This window comes from Isoptericola sp. NPDC055063 (genome assembly GCF_053608125.1).
Genome location: NZ_JBSGUW010000003.1, coordinates 350,063 through 366,501, shown reverse-complemented (window position 1 = coordinate 366,501; position 16,439 = coordinate 350,063). Strand labels below are relative to the sequence as shown.

Below are 16,439 nucleotides of genomic sequence, written 5' to 3'. Positions count from 1 at the left end.
ACGCTCAGGGGCGGGTGTAGCGCAGGAAGACCGACCCGTCGTCGAGCGGGACGCACTCGGCGCGCACGAGGTCGGCCCGCATCCCGTCGGGGAGCAGGCGGAGCCCGCCGCCGGCGACGTGCGGCACGACGCGGACCGTCATCTCGTCGACCAGCCCGGCCCGCAGGGCGTCGGCGGCCGTCGTCGGGCCGGACACCTCGACGGCGCCGTCCGCGGCCGCCGCGATCTCGGCGAGGCGGGCCGTCGTGAGCCGGGGCTGGAGCGTGGTGCGGGGCGCGTCGACGGCGTCGAGGCTGTCGGAGCAGACGATCTTGTCGATCCCGCGCCAGATCTCGGCGAACTCGTCCGTGGCGTCGCTCTGCCCCGGGGGCCACGTGTCCCACACGCGCATGGTCTCGAACATGGTCCGGCCCACGACGAACGTCTGCACGTCCCGCACCCGGTCGTTGATGAAGGCGTGCACGGCCTCGTCCGGCGCGCTCCAGGAGAAGTCGCCGTCGGCGTCGGCCACGTAGCCGTCGAGCGAGCAGCTCATCAGTCCGTACCTGAGGGTTCCCATGGTCCGTAGACCCGGGCGCCCGCCCCGACTCATCGGCGGGACCGGCCAGCGGTCAGGCCGTACCCGGGGCCCCGGGCAGGAGGCCGGCGAGGTCGTAGCCGACCGGCTCCTCGAGCTGCGCGTACGTGCACGACGCCGGGTCGCGATCGGGCCGCCAGCGCTTGAACTGCGCGGTGTGCCGGAACCGGCTGCCCTCCATGTGGTCGTACCCGACCTCGAGCACCCGCTCCACCCGCAGCGGGGTGAAGGAGAGGTCCTTGCCCGCGCTCCAGCGCGACTGGGCGCCGGGGCGCCGCTCCCCCGTGCTGCCGTCGGCGACGGCCGGGTCCTGCCAGTTCGCCCAGGGGTGCGCGGCGGCGTCCTCGCTGCCGGGCTGGACGACCAGCGGAGCGAGCTCGGCGTGCAGCGCGGCGCGGCGGGCGGCGGGGAACGAGGCCGAGACGCCCACGAACTGGAGGCTGGCGGGGTCGTCGGCGTCGGCGTACAGCCCGAGCAGGAGCGACCCGATCAGGGGGTTCTCGGGCGTCGACGTCTTGTGCAGCCGGTAGCCGGCCAGGACGACGTCGGCCGTCCGGGCGTGCTTGATCTTCAGCAGCGCTCGCTTGTTCGGCTGGTACGCGTCGTCGAGCCGCTTGGCGACCACCCCGTCGAGGCCGGCGCCCTCGAACGTCGCGAACCAGTCCCGGGCGACGGCGGCGTCCTGCGTGCGGGGCGTCGCGTGCACCTGCGGTCCGGCGAGCCCCAGCCCGTCGAGCGCGGCCAGCCGCTCGCCCAGCGGGCGCCCGGACAGGTCGTCGTCCCCCAGCGCGAGGAGGTCGAAGACGACGAGGCTCGCCGGCGTCTCGGAAGCAAGCATCCGCACCCGCGACTCCGCCGGGTGGATGCGCTGCCCCAGGGCGTCGAAGTCGAGGTGCGCGGACCGGCCCGACGCCTCGTCACCGGGCCGCGCGACGACGATCTCTCCGTCGACGACGCACCGCGGCGGCAGCGCGTCGAGGACGGCGTCGACGACGTCCGGGAAGTAGCGCTGCATCGGGCGGGCGTTGCGGGAGTCGATCCGCACGTCGTCGCCGTCGCGGAAGACGAGCGCCCGGAAACCGTCCCACTTCGGCTCGTACACCCAGGTGGGCTCGCCGTCCGGCTGGTCGGGCACGTCCGGCACCGACTTGGCGAGCATGGGCAGCACCGGCGGCTCGAGCGGCAGCGTCATGCTGGCGAACCTACTCCGCGGGTGCGACGGGCACCTCCGGGCACGGGGCCGCCGCCAGTCGGGCCTCCGGTCAGGCGCCGGCGGACTCCTGCGCCTGGTGCACCTCGGCCACCTTCGTCCCGGTGATGCGGTAGACGTCGAACACGCCGTCGACCTTGCGCACCGCGGTGAGCACCTGCTGCAGGTGCCCGGGCTCGGCCATCTCGAAGACGAACTTCGAGATCGCGATCCGGTCGGACGACGTGGAGACCGTGGCCGACAGGATGTTGACGTGGTAGTCCGACAGCACCTTCGTGACGTCGGACAGCAGGCGGGACCGGTCGAGGGCCTCGACCTGGATCTGCACGAGGAACATGGTGTTGGCGCCCGTCGTCCAGCTCACGTCCACCATGCGCTCCGGCTGGGCCTTCGCCAGCTGCTCGGCGTTGGCGCAGTCCGCGCGGTGCACGCTCACGCCCGCACCGCGGGTCACGAAGCCGACGATCGAGTCACCCGGCACCGGCGTGCAGCACTTGGCGAGCTTGACCCAGATGTCGTCGACGCCCTTGACCACGATGCCGGGGTCGCCGGTGCGCCCCCGGCGGGTCGGGGTCCCGGGGCGCGCGGCCTCGGCCGCGTCCTCCTCGGTGCCCTCCTCGCCGCCGAGCGACTTCACGAGCAGGTCGACGACGTGCGGCGCCGAGGCGTGCCCCTCGCCGACGGCCGCGTACAGCGCGGACACGTCGGCGTAGCGCATGTCGTTCGCCAGGCCCACGAGCGCCTCGTGGCTGAGCAGGCGCTGGATGGGCAGGTTCTGCTTGCGCATCGCCTTCGTGATGGCGTCCTTGCCCTGCTCGATCGCCTCCTCGCGCCGCTCCTTGGTGAACCACTGGCGGATCTTGTTGCGGGCGCGCGCCGACTTCACGAACGCGAGCCAGTCGCGCGAGGGGCCCGCCGACTCCGCCTTCGAGGTGAGGATGTCGATCGTGTCGCCGTTCTGCAGCGTCGAGTCGAGCGGCACGAGGCGGCCGTTGACGCGCGCGCCCATCGTGCGGTGCCCCACCTCGGTGTGCACCGAGTAGGCGAAGTCGACCGGGGTGGCGCCGGCGGGCAGCGCCATCACCTCGCCCTTCGGCGTGAAGACGTACACCTCCGCGCCGCCGATCTCGTAGCGCAGGGAGTCGAGGAACTCGCTCGGGTCCGCCGTCTCGCGCTGCCAGTCGACGAGCTGGCGCAGCCACGCCATGTCGTTGGCGCGGGGGTCGTCCGTGGTCCCCGGCTTGCCGGCGGGGGCCATCTGCTTGTACTTCCAGTGCGCCGCGACCCCGTACTCCGCGCGGCGGTGCATGTCGTGCGTGCGGATCTGGATCTCGACCGGCTTGCCGCCCGGGCCCACGACCGTCGTGTGCAGCGACTGGTACATGTTGAACTTCGGCATCGCGATGTAGTCCTTGAACCGGCCCGGGACCGGGTTCCAGCGCGCGTGGAGCGCGCCGAGCACCGCGTAGCAGTCCCGCACCGTGTCCACGAGGACGCGCGTGCCGACGAGGTCGTAGATCTCCGCGAAGTCGTGCCCGCGCACGATCATCTTCTGGTAGATCGAGTAGTAGTGCTTGGGCCGCCCGGTCACGGTGGCCTTGATCTTCGCGCTGCGCAGGTCGGCGGAGATCTGCTCGCGCACCACCGACAGGTACTCCTCGCGGGCGGGCGCGCGCTCCGCCACCAGGTGCACGATCTCGTCGTACACCTTGGGGTACAGCGTCTGGAAGGACAGGTCCTCCAGCTCCCACTTGATGGTGTTCATGCCCAGCCGGTGCGCGAGCGGGGCGTAGATCTCCAGCGTCTCGCGCGCCTTGCGCTGCGCCGACGAGCCGGAGACGTACTTCCAGGTGCGGGCGTTGTGCAGCCGGTCCGCGAGCTTGATGACCAGCACGCGGATGTCCTTGGCCATCGCGACGACCATCTTGCGGACGGTCTCGGCCTGGGCCGCGTCGCCGTACTTCACCTTGTCGAGCTTGGTGACGCCGTCGACGAGCATGGCGATCTCCTCGCCGTACTCCTGGGTCAGCTCGTCCAGGCCGTAGTCGGTGTCCTCGACCGTGTCGTGCAGCAACGCGGCCGCGAGGGTCGCGCCGTCGAAGCCGAGCTCCGCGAGGATCGTCGCCACGGCGACCGGGTGCGTGATGTACGGGTCGCCGGACTTGCGCTCCTGGCCGCGGTGACAGCGCTCGGCCGTCGCGTAGGCGCGCTCGAGCACCGACAGGTCGGACTTCGGGTGGTTGGTGCGCACCGCCTGGAGCACGGGCTCCAGCGCGGGCGTGGTGGGCGGGGCGCCGCGCACCCCGAGCCGCACCAGCCGGTTGCGCACGCTGCGCCCCGAGCCCGATCCGCGACCCGACGGGCCCGATCCCTGGGGCGCGGCGGCGGCGCGCACGACCTTCGTCTCGTCGCTCATCTGCGCCTCCTTCCGCAACCACCGCGGGGTCGCCGACGGCCGGGACGGCAAGTCTACGACTCCACGCGCAGCAGAGCCTCGACCGTCCGGCCCGGCAGCCGACCGCGTCCGCCCAGGCCAGCGAGCTCGAGCAGGAACGCGAGGGCGACCACCTGGCCGCCCGAGCGTTCCACGAGCTCGGCGGCCGCGCACGCCGTGCCGCCGGTCGCGAGCACGTCGTCGACGATGAAAACACGCGCACCCGCACCGAGTGTTCCCGTGCGCAGCTCGATGGCGGCGGAGCCGTACTCGAGCTCGTACTCCACCCGCTCGACCGGCGGCGGGAGCTTGCCCGCCTTGCGCAGCGGCAGGAAGCCGACCCCGAGCCTGGTGGCGAGCGGCGCGCCGAGCAGGAACCCGCGCGCTTCCATCCCGGCGACGACGTCCACGCCGCCGTCCGCGTCGACCAGGCGGGCGAACGCCTCCACGACGTCCGCCAGCGCCCGGCCGTCCGCGAGCAGCGGGGTGATGTCCCGGAACACGACCGGCGGGTGCGGGTAGTCCGGCACGTCCCGGATCAGCGCGCGGACCTCCGCCGCGCGCCCGGAGCCCAGGCCCCGCAGGCCGTCGAGCACGATGTCGTCCGGCCGGCCGTCACCGGGCACGCCGTCGAAGGTGTCCGTCATCCCGTCGTCCCCGTGCCTCAGCGCGTGCGCTTGCGGCGCGGCTGGGCGCTGTTGCCCTGGTGCTGCCCCGGCACGAGCTGCGCCGAGCCGGTCGTGTACGCCTCGACCTCGGCCTCGTGGCCGCCCTCGGCGACCAGGCCGGCACGGGCCTCGAGCACGGACTTCGTGTGGGCCGCGATGCGGGGCTCGCGCTCGCGCAGCGCGACGTCGAGCGGCGTCGCCAGGAAGAGCGACGAGGCCGCGCCGACGGCGATGCCGACGAACAGCGAGAGCGACAGGTCGCGCAGCGTGCCCGCGCCGAGCAGGAACGCGCCCACGAACAGGATGCTCGCGACCGGCAGCAGCGCCACGACGGAGGTGTTGATGGACCGGACCAGCGTCTGGTTGACGGCGAGGTTCGCCCGCTCCGCGTACGTGCTGCGCGTCTGGGTGAGCACGTCCGCGGTGTTCTCGCGGACCTTGTCGAAGACGACCATCTTGTCGTACAGCGAGAAGCCGAGGATCGTCAGGAAGCCGATGATCGTCGACGGCGTGACCTCCCAGCCGATCGCCGCGTACACGCCGGCGGAGATGAGCAGGTCGCCGAGCATCGCGACGATCGCCGCCACCGACATCCGCCAGGCGCGGAAGTACACCGCCATGAACAGCGCCGCGGCGAGCACGAACACGACCGTGCCCCACAGGGCCCGGGTCGAGACGCCCGCGCCCCAGGTCGGGCCCACGAACGACGTGGTGATCTCCGACGCCTCCACGTCGTACGCCGTGGCGAGGTCGGTGGTGATCTCCGACTCCTGCTCGGGGGTCACGACCTCCGTCTGCACGCGGACGGCCGAGCCGCCCACGATCGCGACGCGGGGCTCCTCGCTCGGGAGCGTCTGATGCACGGCGTCGATCGCGAGCTGCTGCTCGGTCGACGACGCGTTGTTCACGGTGAACTCCGTGCCGCCGCGGAAGTCGATGCCGAGGGTGAGGCCCTTGATCGCGATGACCAGGATCGAGGCGATCGCGAGCGCGCCGGCGATCGCGAACCAGCGCTTGCGGCGCTGCACGATCGGGTAGGACCGACGGCCCGTGTACAGGTCGTTGCCCCACTGGGCGAAGTTGATGCGGGCCATCAGCGGCTCTCCTCGTTCGTGCCGGAGGTGGTCTCACCGGTCGCCGAGGGCGACGCGCCGTCCCCTGGTCCGGAGCCGGGCCCGGGGTCGGGCTCCGCCTCCTGGGCCGCGGCAGCCCGCCGCTCGGCGGCGCGGCGCTCGGCGATCGTCAGGCGACGGCCCGACGCGTCGGTCGCCGGGGCCGGGGCCTGCCGCGCGCCGCTGTGCACCGGCTCGGGCGCCGTGGCGCCCGTGGTGGCGGGCACGCCCTCGGCCTCGGCCTCGGTCGCTGCCGCGTCGCCGGCCACAGCCGGCTCGGGCATCCGGACCCGCCCGGCACCCACGTACCGCGGGCCGGAGCCCGCACGCAGCCGCTCGGGCGACAGCCCGGACCACAGGTGACCGTCCCGGAAGAACGGGATCTTGGTGATGACCTCCATCATCGGGTGCGTGAACCAGAACACGACGGCGACGTCGATGATCGTCGTCAGGCCCAGCGTGAACGCGAAGCCCTGCACGCCGCCCACGGCGAGGAAGTACAGGATGACCGCGGAGATCAGGTTGACCGCCTTCGCCGCGAGCACCGTGCGCCGCGCGCGGGCCCAGCCGCGCTCGACGGCGAAGGCCAGAGTTCTCCCGTCACGCAGCTCGTCACGGATACGTTCGAAGTACACGATGAACGAGTCCGCGGTGAAGCCGATCGCGACGATCAGGCCCGCGACGCCCGCGAGGGAGAGCCGGTAGCCCATCCCCCAGGAGAGCAGGGCGATGGACAGGTAGGTGATGACGCCGGCGACGACGAGCGACGCGACGGTGAGCAGGCCCAGCGTGCGGTACTGCAGCAGCGAGTACACGACCACGAGCGCGAGGCCGATGAGGCCCGCGATGAGGCCGTTGCGCAGCTGCTCGGAGCCGAGGGTCGCGGAGATGACCTCCTGGCTCTCCACCGTGTACTGCACGGGCAGCGCGCCGAAGCTCAGCTGGTTGGCGAGCGTCGCGGCCGAGTCGCGGGTGAACGACCCGGAGATGACGGCGCTGCCGTCCGTGATCGCCTGCGAGACCGACGGGGCCGAGACCACCAGGGTGTCGAGGACGATGGCGAACTGGTTGCGCGGCGCCTCGAGCGTGGCGATGCGACCCGTGGTCTCGCGGAACTGCTTCGCGCCCGTCGAGTCGAAGTCGAGGAAGACGCCCCACTCGTTGGTGGTGGTGCCGTTCGGCCCGGGCACCAGGCCCGAGCTCGCGTTGGAGATGTGCGTGCCCTCGATCTCCACCGGGCCGAGGATGTACTTGACCGCGCCGGTCTCGTCACAGGTCACGAGCGGCTTGTCGGGGTCGTCCCCGCCGCCGCCCTTGAGGTTCTCCGGGTCGGTGCAGTCGAGCTTCTCGAACTGCGACTGGATCTCCGGGGTGATCTGCGCGAGGTCGCTCGGGTCGGATGCCGCGGCCGCGTCGCCCGTCTCGTCGCCCTCGGCCGGCGTCGTCGCCGGCGAGGGGTCCGTGGTGGCGTCGTCGCCGGAGGTGGCGGTCGCCGTCGGCGTCGGGTCCGTGGCCTTGCCGAGGTCCGAGGGGAGGGTCACGGCGGAGCCGGCGCCCTTGCCGCTCGGCGTGGTGTCCGCGGCCTCGTCGTCCTTCGCGCCGCCGGACTTCCCGTCCTTCGAGTCCTTGGCGTCGCCGGAGGTCGCGTCGTCGGTGGCCGCGCCCTCGGCGTCGCCGCTCGGCGACGCGGACGGCTCCGGCGTCGGCGTGCCCGCCGCATAGGTCAGCACCGGGCGGAAGCGCATCTGGGCGGGCTGGGAGATCAGGTCGATGGTCTCCTGCGACACCTCGCCGGGGATGCCGACGACGATGTTCTTCGACCCCTGTGCCGTGATCTCCGCCTCGGAGACGCCGGAGGAGTCGATGCGCTGCCGGATGACGTTGATCGACTCGTCGATCGTCTCCGACGTCACCTGCGACCCGTCCGTGGTGTCGGCCTTGAGGATCAGCTGCGTGCCGCCCTGCAGGTCGAGCGCCAGGCCCGGGGCCCAGCTCGCGCCGTCCGGGTTGGAGTCGGACTTGGCGTCCCAGAAGACGCCGGCGCCGAGGGCGAGGAACGGCAGGACGATCGTCAGGATCGTGAAGACCACGAGGGTGCGCGCCGGACGCGACCGCTTCGTGCGTGAGTTCGCCAACTTCTGTCTCTTCCCGTCTGCGCGCCGCCGGTGGGTCGGCGCGTGATGGCGCCGGCCGGGATCACCCCGACCGGCGCGTCGTCAGGCCGACGGGCGCGAGCGCCCGCCGTCCCATGTCGCTGGTGCTGTCACTTCGTGGTGCCGGTCTCGCCCTCGTCGCGACGCTGCTGCTCCCGGTACTCCCGCTGGGCGGTGTCCAGGCTCGACAGGTCGTCGGGGACGTCGATGTGACCGTCGCCGGAGGTGATCGTACCGGTCGCGGTGGGGTCGGTTGTGACGTCGGTCTCGTCGCCGGCCTCGGTGGCGTCCTCGACCGGCGTGTCGACACGCTTGGCGATCGCCGCACGGAGCCAGCGGGTCTGCGTCCCGGGGCTCGACTCGATGGTGACGGTGTCGTTGCTCTCGTCGATCTCCACCACGGTGCCGAAGAGGCCGGAGCCGGTCATGACCTCCTGGCCCGGGGCGAGCTGCGACCGGAACTCCTGCTGCGCACGCTGCTGCTTGCGCGACCGCGAGCTCATGAAGAACATGAGGCCGGCGAGGACCACGAAGAGAATGATGATGGAGAAGTCCACGGAGCGTCCTTGTCTGTCGCTGCCCGGCCGTCGCTGCTCGACAGGCGGGCGTCGGGGCGCGCCGGTCGGCACGCCGGGCACAGCTCCGCGTCTGCTCGCGAACCTGTGCGTACGGGCCCCAACGAGCACGGCACCCGTCGAGTTCCGGCCCGGACCGTCGGCGGGCCGGGCAGCACCAGTCTAGGTGCTCGGCTCGCCGCTCTCGGCGGCCTCGTCGAAGAGGGTGCCGCCGAGCGGGGCGCCCCACGCCCCGAGCGGCGGCTCGAGGCCGAGGTGCTCCCAGGCCGCGGGCGTCGCGACGCGCCCGCGCGGGGTGCGGCCGAGCAGCCCCTCGCGCACCAGGTACGGCTCCGCGACGGTCTCGACGGTGTCGGGCTCCTCGCCGACGGTCATCGCGAGGGTGCTGAGGCCGACGGGCCCGCCGCCGAACCGGCGGCAGACGGCGTCGAGGACGGAGCGGTCGAGCCGGTCGAGGCCGATCGGGTCCACCTCGTACACCTCGAGCGCGGCGCGGGCGGCACGCAGGTCCAGCCGACCGTCGCCGCGGACCTGCGCCCAGTCGCGCACGCGGCGCAGCAGCCGGTTGGCGATGCGGGGCGTGCCCCGCGAGCGGCCGGCGATCTCGTGCGCGGCCGCGTGCTGCAGGTCGACGCCCAGCAGGCCGGCCGAGCGCAGGATGACGCGCTCCAGCTCGGCGGCGTCGTAGAAGTCGAGGTGGCCGGTGAAGCCGAACCGGTCGCGCAGGGGCGCCGGGAGCAGCCCGGAACGGGTGGTGGCGCCGACCACGGTGAACGGCGGCAGCGCCAGCGGGATCGCGCTGGCCCCGGCGCCCTTGCCGACGACGACGTCGACGCGGAAGTCCTCCATCGCGACGTACAGCAGCTCCTCGGCGGGCCGCGCGAGCCGGTGGATCTCGTCGATGAAGAGCACCTCGCCCTCCTCGAGCGAGGACAGGACGGCGGCCAGGTCGCCCGCGTGCTGGATGGCCGGACCGCTGGTGACGCGCAGGGACGTGCCGAGCTCGGCCGCGATGATCATGGCCAGCGTCGTCTTGCCGAGCCCGGGCGGGCCGGACAGCAGCACGTGGTCGGGCGAGGCCTCGCGGGCCAGGGCGGCCTGCAGGACGAGGGAGAGCTGGTCGCGCACCACCCGCTGGCCGACGAACTCGTCGAGCCTCTTGGGCCGCAGGGCCGCCTCGGCCGCGCGCTCGACGTCGTCGGCCGAGGAGGTGACGAGCCGCTCGCCGCCGTACTCCGGCTCCAGCGGCTCAGCCACGTCGCCCGCCCAGGGAGCGCAACGCCGCCCGCAGCGTCGCCGCCACATCGATCGGGCCGCCGCTCGGGACGTCGTCGCCGACGTCCGCGAGAACGCGATCGACGGTCTCCTGCGCGACCTTCGCCGCCCAGCCCAGGCCGACGAGCGCCTCGACGACCTGGTCGCGCGCGGGGTCGCCGGCCGCGAGCGGCGGCGCCTCGGGCACCGGGGCGCCCGCCTCGGCGGAGGTCGGGGCGCCGAGCTTGCCGGACAGCTCGAGGACGAGGCGCTGGGCGCTCTTGGGCCCGACGCCGGGGATGCGGCGCAGCGCCGCGAGGTCCTCGCTCGCGACGGCGCGGCGCAGCGCGTCGGGCGTGAGCACGGCCAGCATGGCGAGCGCGATGCGCGGGCCGACGCCCGAGACCGACTGCGCCGTCTCGAAGACCTCGCGCTCGTCCGCCTCGGCGAAGCCGAACACGGTCATCGAGTCCTCGCGGACGACGAGCGTGGTGTGCAGCTGGGCGCGCTCCCCCACCCGGAGCCCCGCCAGGGTCCCGGGGGTGGCGTGGACGAGGTACCCGACCCCGCCGACGTCGAGCACGGCCCGCTCGAGCGTCACGTGCGTGACCGTGCCGGTCAGGGAGGCGATCACCGTGGTCCTTCCGTCGAGCTGGCCAATCGTCGAACACCCGTACGAGGCGTCACTGTAACAACCGGCGCCGACGCTCCGGACGCGACACCCGGACGCGACACGGTGAGCACGCCGCGGCCGCCGTCACCGGGCCGTGCGGGACGGGGCCCCGCGGTGCGACCCGGTGCGCGCCGAGCGCTCCGCCGCGGCCCAGGCGCGCTGCGCGGGCGTGAGCTCGTGGCGCTCCCCGCCCTGGAGCGCGCCGGAGGGTCGCCAGAGGTGCGTGACGGCGAGGGCGAGGGCGTCCGCGGCGTCGGCGGGGCGCGGCAGCTCGTCGAGCCCGAGGATGCGCGCGATCATCCGCTGCACCTGTTCCTTGCCCGCCCGCCCGGACCCGGTGACGGCGGCCTTCACCTCGCTGGGGGTGTGCATCGCGACGGGCACCCCCCGCTTCGCGGCGGCGACCATCGCCAGGCCGGCGACCTGCGCGGTGCCCATCACGGTGCTGCGGTTGTTCTGCGCGAACACGCGCTCCACAGCCACGACGTCGGGCACGGTGCGCTCGAGCCACGCGTCGAGCCCCTCGGCGATGCACAGCAGCCGCAGGTCCACGCTCAGCTCGGGCTCGCTGCGCACGACCCCAACGTCGACCATCCGGGCCCTGCGTCCCGGCAACGAGTCGACGACGCCGACCCCGCACCGGGTCAGCCCCGGATCCACCCCCAGCACTCGCACGCGGTCACCATCTCACGCACGGCGGACACCCCCGCGCAGGCGCGACGACAGCCCCGCACGGGACACGGCTCACGCCCCCTGCCCCCACCCACCACGAGGAATGATCCGAGGTCGCGGGCCCGGAGGCCACGCACGAACGCGGACGGGCGGGGTGGGACGTGTCGCGAGGCTGGCCGGGCCTGGCGGGAGGCCGCGAGGAACGAGCGGCCGGATGGCGCGCCTCGCGACACGTCCCAGCCCGCCCGGCCGCCCCGACCGAGAGCCTCCGGCCCGGCACGACGAAAGGATCAGTCCTCGTCCAGCGCCGCCATGACCTCGTCCGAGGCGTCGAAGTTCGCGTAGACGTTCTGGACGTCGTCGCTGTCCTCGAGCGCGTCGATGAGGCGCATGATCTTGCGCGCGCCCTCGACGTCGACCTCGACCTCCATGGACGGGTGCCAGATGGAGTCGGCGGAGTCGTACTCGATGCCCGCCTCCTGGATGGCGGTGCGCACGGCGACGAGGTCGGTGGCCTCGGAGAGCACCTCGATGACGTCGCCCTCGTCGCTGACCTCCTCCGCGCCGGCGTCGAGGGCGGCGAGCATGACGTCGTCCTCGGTGACGCCGTCGGCCTTGGGCACGACGACGAGGCCCTTGCGGGAGAACAGGTAGGACACGGAGCCCGGGTCGGCCAGGTTGCCGCCGTTGCGGCTGAACGCGAGGCGGACCTCGGAGGCGGCGCGGTTCTTGTTGTCCGTGAGGCACTCGACGAGGACGGCAATGCCGTTCGCGCCGTAGCCCTCGTACATGATCGTCTGGTAGTCGACGGCGTCGGCGCCCTCGCCGGACCCGCGCTTGAGGGCGCGGTCGATGTTGTCGTTGGGGACCGACGACTTCTTCGCCTTCTGGATGGCGTCGAACAGGGTCGGGTTACCGGCGGGGTCGCCGCCTCCGGTGCGCGCGGCGACCTCGATGTTCTTGATCAGCTTGGCGAAGAGCTTGCCACGCTTGGCATCGATCGCGGCCTTCTTGTGCTTGGTCGTGGCCCACTTGGAGTGACCTGACATGCGCTCCCTAACTCCTTCGCGATGCTTGGACGAGCCGGACGAACAGCCCGTGCACACGTGCGTCCCCCGTGATCTCCGGGTGGAACGCGGTGGCGAGCAGCCGTCCCTGACGTGCTGCGACGATCTTACCGGCGGCGGGCCCGACCGTGGAGCCGTCCGCCCAGCTGTCGGGGATCCGGGCGAGGACCTCCACCTGCGGGCCGGCCTCCTCGACCCACGGCGCGCGGATGAACGCGGTGCGCACGGGTCGCCCGCCGGGGGCGTCGGAGACTCCCGCGACCTGCAGGTCCGCCTCGAACGAGTCGACCTGGCGGCCGAAGGCGTTGCGCCGCACGAGGACGTCCATCCCACCGAGGGTGCGCTGGTCGGCGGTGCCGCCCTCGATGCGGTCGGCGAGCAGGATCATGCCGGCGCACGAGCCGAACACGGGGAGCCCCTCGCCGATGAGGCGGCGCAGGGGGTCGGCGAGCTCGAAGAGGCGCAGCAGCTTGTCGATGGTGGTCGACTCTCCCCCGGGCAGCACGAGCCCGTCGACGGCGTCGAGCTCGGACGGGCGGCGGACGCTGACGGCGCGCGCGCCCGCCTGCTCGAGGGCGGCGGCGTGCTCGCGCACGTCGCCCTGGAGGGCGAGCACGCCGACGGTGGGCCGGCCCGTGCCCGACGACGGGGACGGCATGGGGACGTGGGTCGTCACCGCGGGAGCTCCTCGGGGTCGGACGGCTCGTCGTCGTGCTGCGTGCCGAGGTGGACCACGGTGCCGTCCCACCCGCGGGCCAGCGCGTCGACGACGTCCGGCAGGCTGGTCGGGAAGACCTCGCGCGTCTCGGAGCGCAGCTCCGCGGTGGTCAGCCAGCGCATCTCGTCGAGCACGTCGCGCTCCTCGGGGGTCCATCCGTCGGCGGTGGGCTCGTGGCCGCCGGCGACGCGCGCCAGGAAGAAGACCTCCTGCTGGCGGCACGTCTCGGCGAAGAAGTGGAAGAAGGCGTCCCGCGTGAGCACGGGGCCCACGAGGTCGGCGGGCGCGAGGTCGAGCCCCGCCTCCTCGCGCAGCTCGCGCAGGGCGGCGTCCACCTCGCTCTCGCCGGCGTCGATGCCGCCGCCGACAGTGAACCACCACGACCGTTCGGGCTGGTCGGCGTCGTGCCCACGCACCAGGAGGACCCGGTCCGCGCCGTCGAGCACGATGACGCGGGCGGCGCGGCGTTGCCGCAGCCCGTCCGGGCCCACCGCCCAGTCGTCGCCGAGGGCGGGGGTCACCGGCCGCGCTCGGCCGAGCGCACGGGCGCCGGCTCCGGCTCGACACGAACGCCGTGCTTCACGGCCGAGGGGGAACGCGCATCCATGGCGCCCATGGTAGCCACGGGTCGGCGGCCACCTGACCAGGGCGACCTCGCTCACCGGCGGGGCTTCACGCGCCTGGTCGGGAGGGCGGTGACGGGATCCTCCGGCCACGGGTGGCGCGGATAGCGGCCTCGCAGGTCGGCTCGGACGCCGGGATAGCCCTGCCTCCAGAAGGACGCGAGGTCGCTCGTGATCGCGACCGGCCGGCCCGCGGGCGACAGCAGGTGCAGGACGACCGGGACGCGGCCGTCCGCGACGGCCGGGGTCGTGGTCCAGCCGAAGACCTCCTGCAGCTTCACCGCGAGGACGGGCGGCTCGGCGCCGTCGTACGCGAGGCGGACCTCGGATCCCGACGGGACCTGGAGCCGTTCCGGTGCCAGCTCGCCGAACCGCGCCGCCTCCGGCCACGGCAGGAGGCCCCGGAGCGCCGAGGTCACGTCGACGCGGGCCAGGTCGCGCGAGCCTCGCACCGAGGCGAGCTCGGCGCCCAGCCAGGCGTCGAGACCCGCCAGCAACGCCTCGTCGTCGACCGCAGGCCACGGGGCTCCGAGGTGGGCGTGGCAGAACGCGAGCCGTTCCCGCAGGGCGAGGGCGGCCTCCGACCAGCGCAGCACGGACAGGCCGCTGCGCCGGATGCCGTCGCGGACGGCCGCCTGGACGAGCTGCGGGTCGGGGTTCGCCAGCGGGGCGTCGCCCAGCACGATGGCGCCGAGCGTCTCGACCCGCCGCGTCACGATCCGGCCGTTGTCCCAGCGGATCTGGTCGGTGGTCGTCACGAGGTCGCCGGCGACGTCCCGCGCGGTCTGCTCGTCGATCGGCGCCGCGGCGCGAATCCGGGCGTCGGCGCGACTGGCGGCCCGGTCGGCGACCGCGATCGCCAGCCAGGGCGCGCTCCGCAGCGGCGACTGCGGGTCCAGCGCGGCACCCGTGCCGCCCGCCATCTGGTAGGTCACGGAATCGGTCCCCCGGGCCCGCGCGATCCGGTCCGGGTACGCCAGGCCCGCCACGATCCCCACCGCGAGATCGTCGGGGACCCGGTGCTCCCCGCGGCCTGCCCGGCCGTCCCGCCCGCCCGACGGGTCACCGGTCGTCGCGCCGCGGCCGAGGCGCTTCGTCTCTTCTCCCCAGCGCGCGGTCGCGCCGCGGTCGTCGCCGCGGCGCAGGGCCCGCCAGCGTGCCGGCAGGTCGTCGCCGGCGCCGCGGCCCGAGTCGTCCGACAGCATCGCGACGATCTCGCGCGCCCGGTCGGCGCCGACCCGCGGCGCCCCGTCCAGCAGCGCACGCGCCAGGCGAGGATGCGCCCCCACCGCCCGCAGCCGACGGCCCCGCTCGGTGATCCGGCCGTCGTCGTCCAGGGCGTCGATGCGGCGCAGCAGCTCGGTGGCCGCCGTCATCGCCGGGGCCGGCGGGGGGTCGAGCAGCGTCAGACCGGCGCCGCCGGGCGCGCCCCAGGCCGCGAGGTCGAGGGCGAAGGCCGCCAGGTCGGCGACCGCGATCTCCGGCGCCGCGTGGTCGTCGAGACGCGCGTGGTCGGTGGCGGACCAGCACCGATAGACGCGGCCGGGCCCCTCCCGCCCGGCACGGCCCGCGCGCTGGTCGGCCGACGACCTCGAGACCCGGCAGGTGACCAGCGTCCCGAGGCCACGGGACTGATCGGTTCGCGGCTCGCGGGCCAGGCCCGCGTCGACCACGACCCGCACCCCGGGCACCGTCAGCGAGCTCTCCGCGACCGAGGTCGTCACCACGACCCGGCGCACGGCCGACGGCGTCAGCGCGCGCTCCTGCTCGGCCCTCGACTGGCGGCCGAACAGCGGCAGCACGTTCAGACCGGCCAACCGGCGCGTCACGCCCCCGATCTCGGCCTCCCCCGGCACGAACACGAGGATGTCGCCGTCGTTCTCCGTCAGCGCGCGCCGGACGACGGCCGCGACGTGGTCGAGCAGGCGCGGGTCGACGCGACCGCCGGGGAGCAGCGGCGTGGGCATCGGCGGCGGAGCCCACTCGGTCGCCACGTCGAACAGCGCGGCGGACGCCGTGACCACGGGTGCAGGCTCGTCCGCGCCGAGCGCGCGGCTCAGCCGGAGGGTGTCCGCCGTGGCCGAGGTCGCGACGACGGCCAGGTCGTCCCGGAGGTTCGCCCGGACGTCGACGCAGAGCGCGAGCAGCAGGTCGGCGTCCAGGTGCCGCTCGTGGCACTCGTCGATGACGATCGCCGAGACACCCGGCAGCTCCGGGTCCTGCTGCAGCCGCCGCACGAGGAGCCCCGTGGTCACCACCTCGACGCGCAGGCCCGTGCCGCCGCTGCGCTCGCCGCGCATCGCGTAGCCGATCCGCCGCCCGAGCGGCTCGCCGACCAGCGTCGCCAGCCGGGTCGCGGCCGCTCGGGTCGCCATCCGACGCGGCTCGGCGACGAGGATCGTGCCCCCGAGCGCGTCCGCCAGCGCGAGCGGCAGCAACGAGGTCTTCCCCGACCCCGGCGGCGCCACCAGCACCGCCGTACCGCGCGACCGCACCGCGTCGACCGTGGCGGGCAGGGCTGCCCGGACGGGCAGGTCCGCACCCGGCACCGACGGTTCAGGGAGCAGCACGCCCCGACCCTAGTCGACTGCGGCCAGGGGGGCCACGGAGGAGAAGGCCGCTGGGGGCCCTGTCTGGCCCTGTTTTTTCCGCCCCTTTTTCCCCCCCCCTCCCCCCCCCGCCCACAGGGTACCGACTTGCCTC

General features: G+C 74.0%; 14 protein-coding genes. All 14 read right to left on the bottom strand.

From position 1 onward, the window contains the following. Positions 1–4: 4 nt before the first annotated feature. Positions 5–535: a dihydrofolate reductase family protein gene (locus ACWF41_RS05715; protein ID WP_380320025.1), complete on the bottom strand. Its 531-nt coding sequence runs from the start codon at positions 533–535 to the stop codon at positions 5–7. A gap of 76 nt (positions 536–611) precedes the next feature. Beyond that, complete coding sequence (locus tag ACWF41_RS05710; RefSeq protein WP_380320022.1) at positions 612–1,769, bottom strand: ATP-dependent DNA ligase; 1,158 nt, start codon at positions 1,767–1,769, stop codon at positions 612–614. Between the two features lie 70 nt (positions 1,770–1,839). Next, the gene (locus tag ACWF41_RS05705) at positions 1,840–4,203 is read right to left on the bottom strand and encodes a RelA/SpoT family protein (protein ID WP_380320019.1); all 2,364 of its coding nucleotides are present in this window, start codon (positions 4,201–4,203) and stop codon (positions 1,840–1,842) included. A 53-nt stretch (positions 4,204–4,256) separates the two neighbouring features. Next, positions 4,257–4,868: an adenine phosphoribosyltransferase gene (locus ACWF41_RS05700; protein WP_380320016.1), complete on the bottom strand. Its 612-nt coding sequence runs from the start codon at positions 4,866–4,868 to the stop codon at positions 4,257–4,259. A 17-nt stretch (positions 4,869–4,885) separates the two neighbouring features. Further along, on the bottom strand, positions 4,886–5,983 hold the full coding sequence (gene secF / locus ACWF41_RS05695) for a protein translocase subunit SecF (RefSeq protein WP_380320013.1): 1,098 nt from the start codon (positions 5,981–5,983) through the stop codon (positions 4,886–4,888). Next, positions 5,983–8,136: a protein translocase subunit SecD gene (secD, locus tag ACWF41_RS05690; protein WP_380320010.1), complete on the bottom strand. Its 2,154-nt coding sequence runs from the start codon at positions 8,134–8,136 to the stop codon at positions 5,983–5,985. Before secD ends, secF begins: the two co-directional genes overlap by 1 nt. Positions 8,137–8,264: 128 nt before the next feature. After that, positions 8,265–8,711 (bottom strand): preprotein translocase subunit YajC, encoded by a 447-nt coding sequence (yajC, locus tag ACWF41_RS05685; RefSeq protein ID WP_380320007.1) that lies wholly within the window; start codon positions 8,709–8,711, stop codon positions 8,265–8,267. A 180-nt stretch (positions 8,712–8,891) separates the two neighbouring features. Beyond that, positions 8,892–10,034, bottom strand: a complete 1,143-nt coding sequence (ruvB, locus tag ACWF41_RS05680; protein ID WP_380320004.1) for a Holliday junction branch migration DNA helicase RuvB — start codon at positions 10,032–10,034, stop codon at positions 8,892–8,894. Further along, on the bottom strand, positions 9,979–10,617 hold the full coding sequence (ruvA, locus tag ACWF41_RS05675; RefSeq protein WP_380320001.1) for a Holliday junction branch migration protein RuvA: 639 nt from the start codon (positions 10,615–10,617) through the stop codon (positions 9,979–9,981). The genes ruvB and ruvA overlap by 56 nt, the downstream gene beginning before the upstream one ends. Before the next feature lie 123 nt (positions 10,618–10,740). Then, entirely contained in the window at positions 10,741–11,331 is a 591-nt protein-coding gene (gene ruvC, locus ACWF41_RS05670; protein ID WP_380319998.1) for a crossover junction endodeoxyribonuclease RuvC, read from the bottom strand. Between the two features lie 287 nt (positions 11,332–11,618). Continuing rightward, the gene (locus ACWF41_RS05665) at positions 11,619–12,377 is read right to left on the bottom strand and encodes a YebC/PmpR family DNA-binding transcriptional regulator (protein WP_380325063.1); all 759 of its coding nucleotides are present in this window, start codon (positions 12,375–12,377) and stop codon (positions 11,619–11,621) included. Between the two features lie 7 nt (positions 12,378–12,384). Then, positions 12,385–13,053: a pyridoxal 5'-phosphate synthase glutaminase subunit PdxT gene (pdxT, locus tag ACWF41_RS05660; protein ID WP_380325066.1), complete on the bottom strand. Its 669-nt coding sequence runs from the start codon at positions 13,051–13,053 to the stop codon at positions 12,385–12,387. 14 nt (positions 13,054–13,067) lie between these two features. Further along, positions 13,068–13,634 (bottom strand): NUDIX hydrolase, encoded by a 567-nt coding sequence (locus ACWF41_RS05655; RefSeq protein WP_380325060.1) that lies wholly within the window; start codon positions 13,632–13,634, stop codon positions 13,068–13,070. Between the two features lie 137 nt (positions 13,635–13,771). Then, positions 13,772–16,306 carry an ATP-dependent helicase HrpB gene (gene hrpB, locus ACWF41_RS05650; RefSeq protein ID WP_380325057.1) on the bottom strand — a complete coding sequence of 845 codons (2,535 nt, stop codon included), beginning with the start codon at positions 16,304–16,306 and terminating at the stop codon, positions 13,772–13,774. Positions 16,307–16,439 lie beyond the last annotated feature (133 nt).

What these genes read in the sequence shown, in the direction of transcription:
- ACWF41_RS05710 (WP_380320022.1), bottom strand. Translation starts at nt 1,769, where the DNA reads ATGACGCTGCCGCTCGAGCCGCCGGTGCTGCCCATGCTCGCCAAGTCG.
- ACWF41_RS05705 (WP_380320019.1), bottom strand. Translation starts at nt 4,203, where the DNA reads ATGAGCGACGAGACGAAGGTCGTGCGCGCCGCCGCCGCGCCCCAGGGA.
- ACWF41_RS05665 (WP_380325063.1), bottom strand. Translation starts at nt 12,377, where the DNA reads ATGTCAGGTCACTCCAAGTGGGCCACGACCAAGCACAAGAAGGCCGCG.
- ACWF41_RS05715 (WP_380320025.1), bottom strand. Translation starts at nt 535, where the DNA reads ATGAGCTGCTCGCTCGACGGCTACGTGGCCGACGCCGACGGCGACTTC.
- pdxT (WP_380325066.1), bottom strand. Translation starts at nt 13,053, where the DNA reads ATGCCGTCCCCGTCGTCGGGCACGGGCCGGCCCACCGTCGGCGTGCTC.
- ruvB (WP_380320004.1), bottom strand. Translation starts at nt 10,034, where the DNA reads ATGTGGCGGCGACGCTGCGGGCGGCGTTGCGCTCCCTGGGCGGGCGAC.
- ACWF41_RS05700 (WP_380320016.1), bottom strand. Translation starts at nt 4,868, where the DNA reads ATGACGGACACCTTCGACGGCGTGCCCGGTGACGGCCGGCCGGACGAC.
- secF (WP_380320013.1), bottom strand. Translation starts at nt 5,983, where the DNA reads ATGGCCCGCATCAACTTCGCCCAGTGGGGCAACGACCTGTACACGGGC.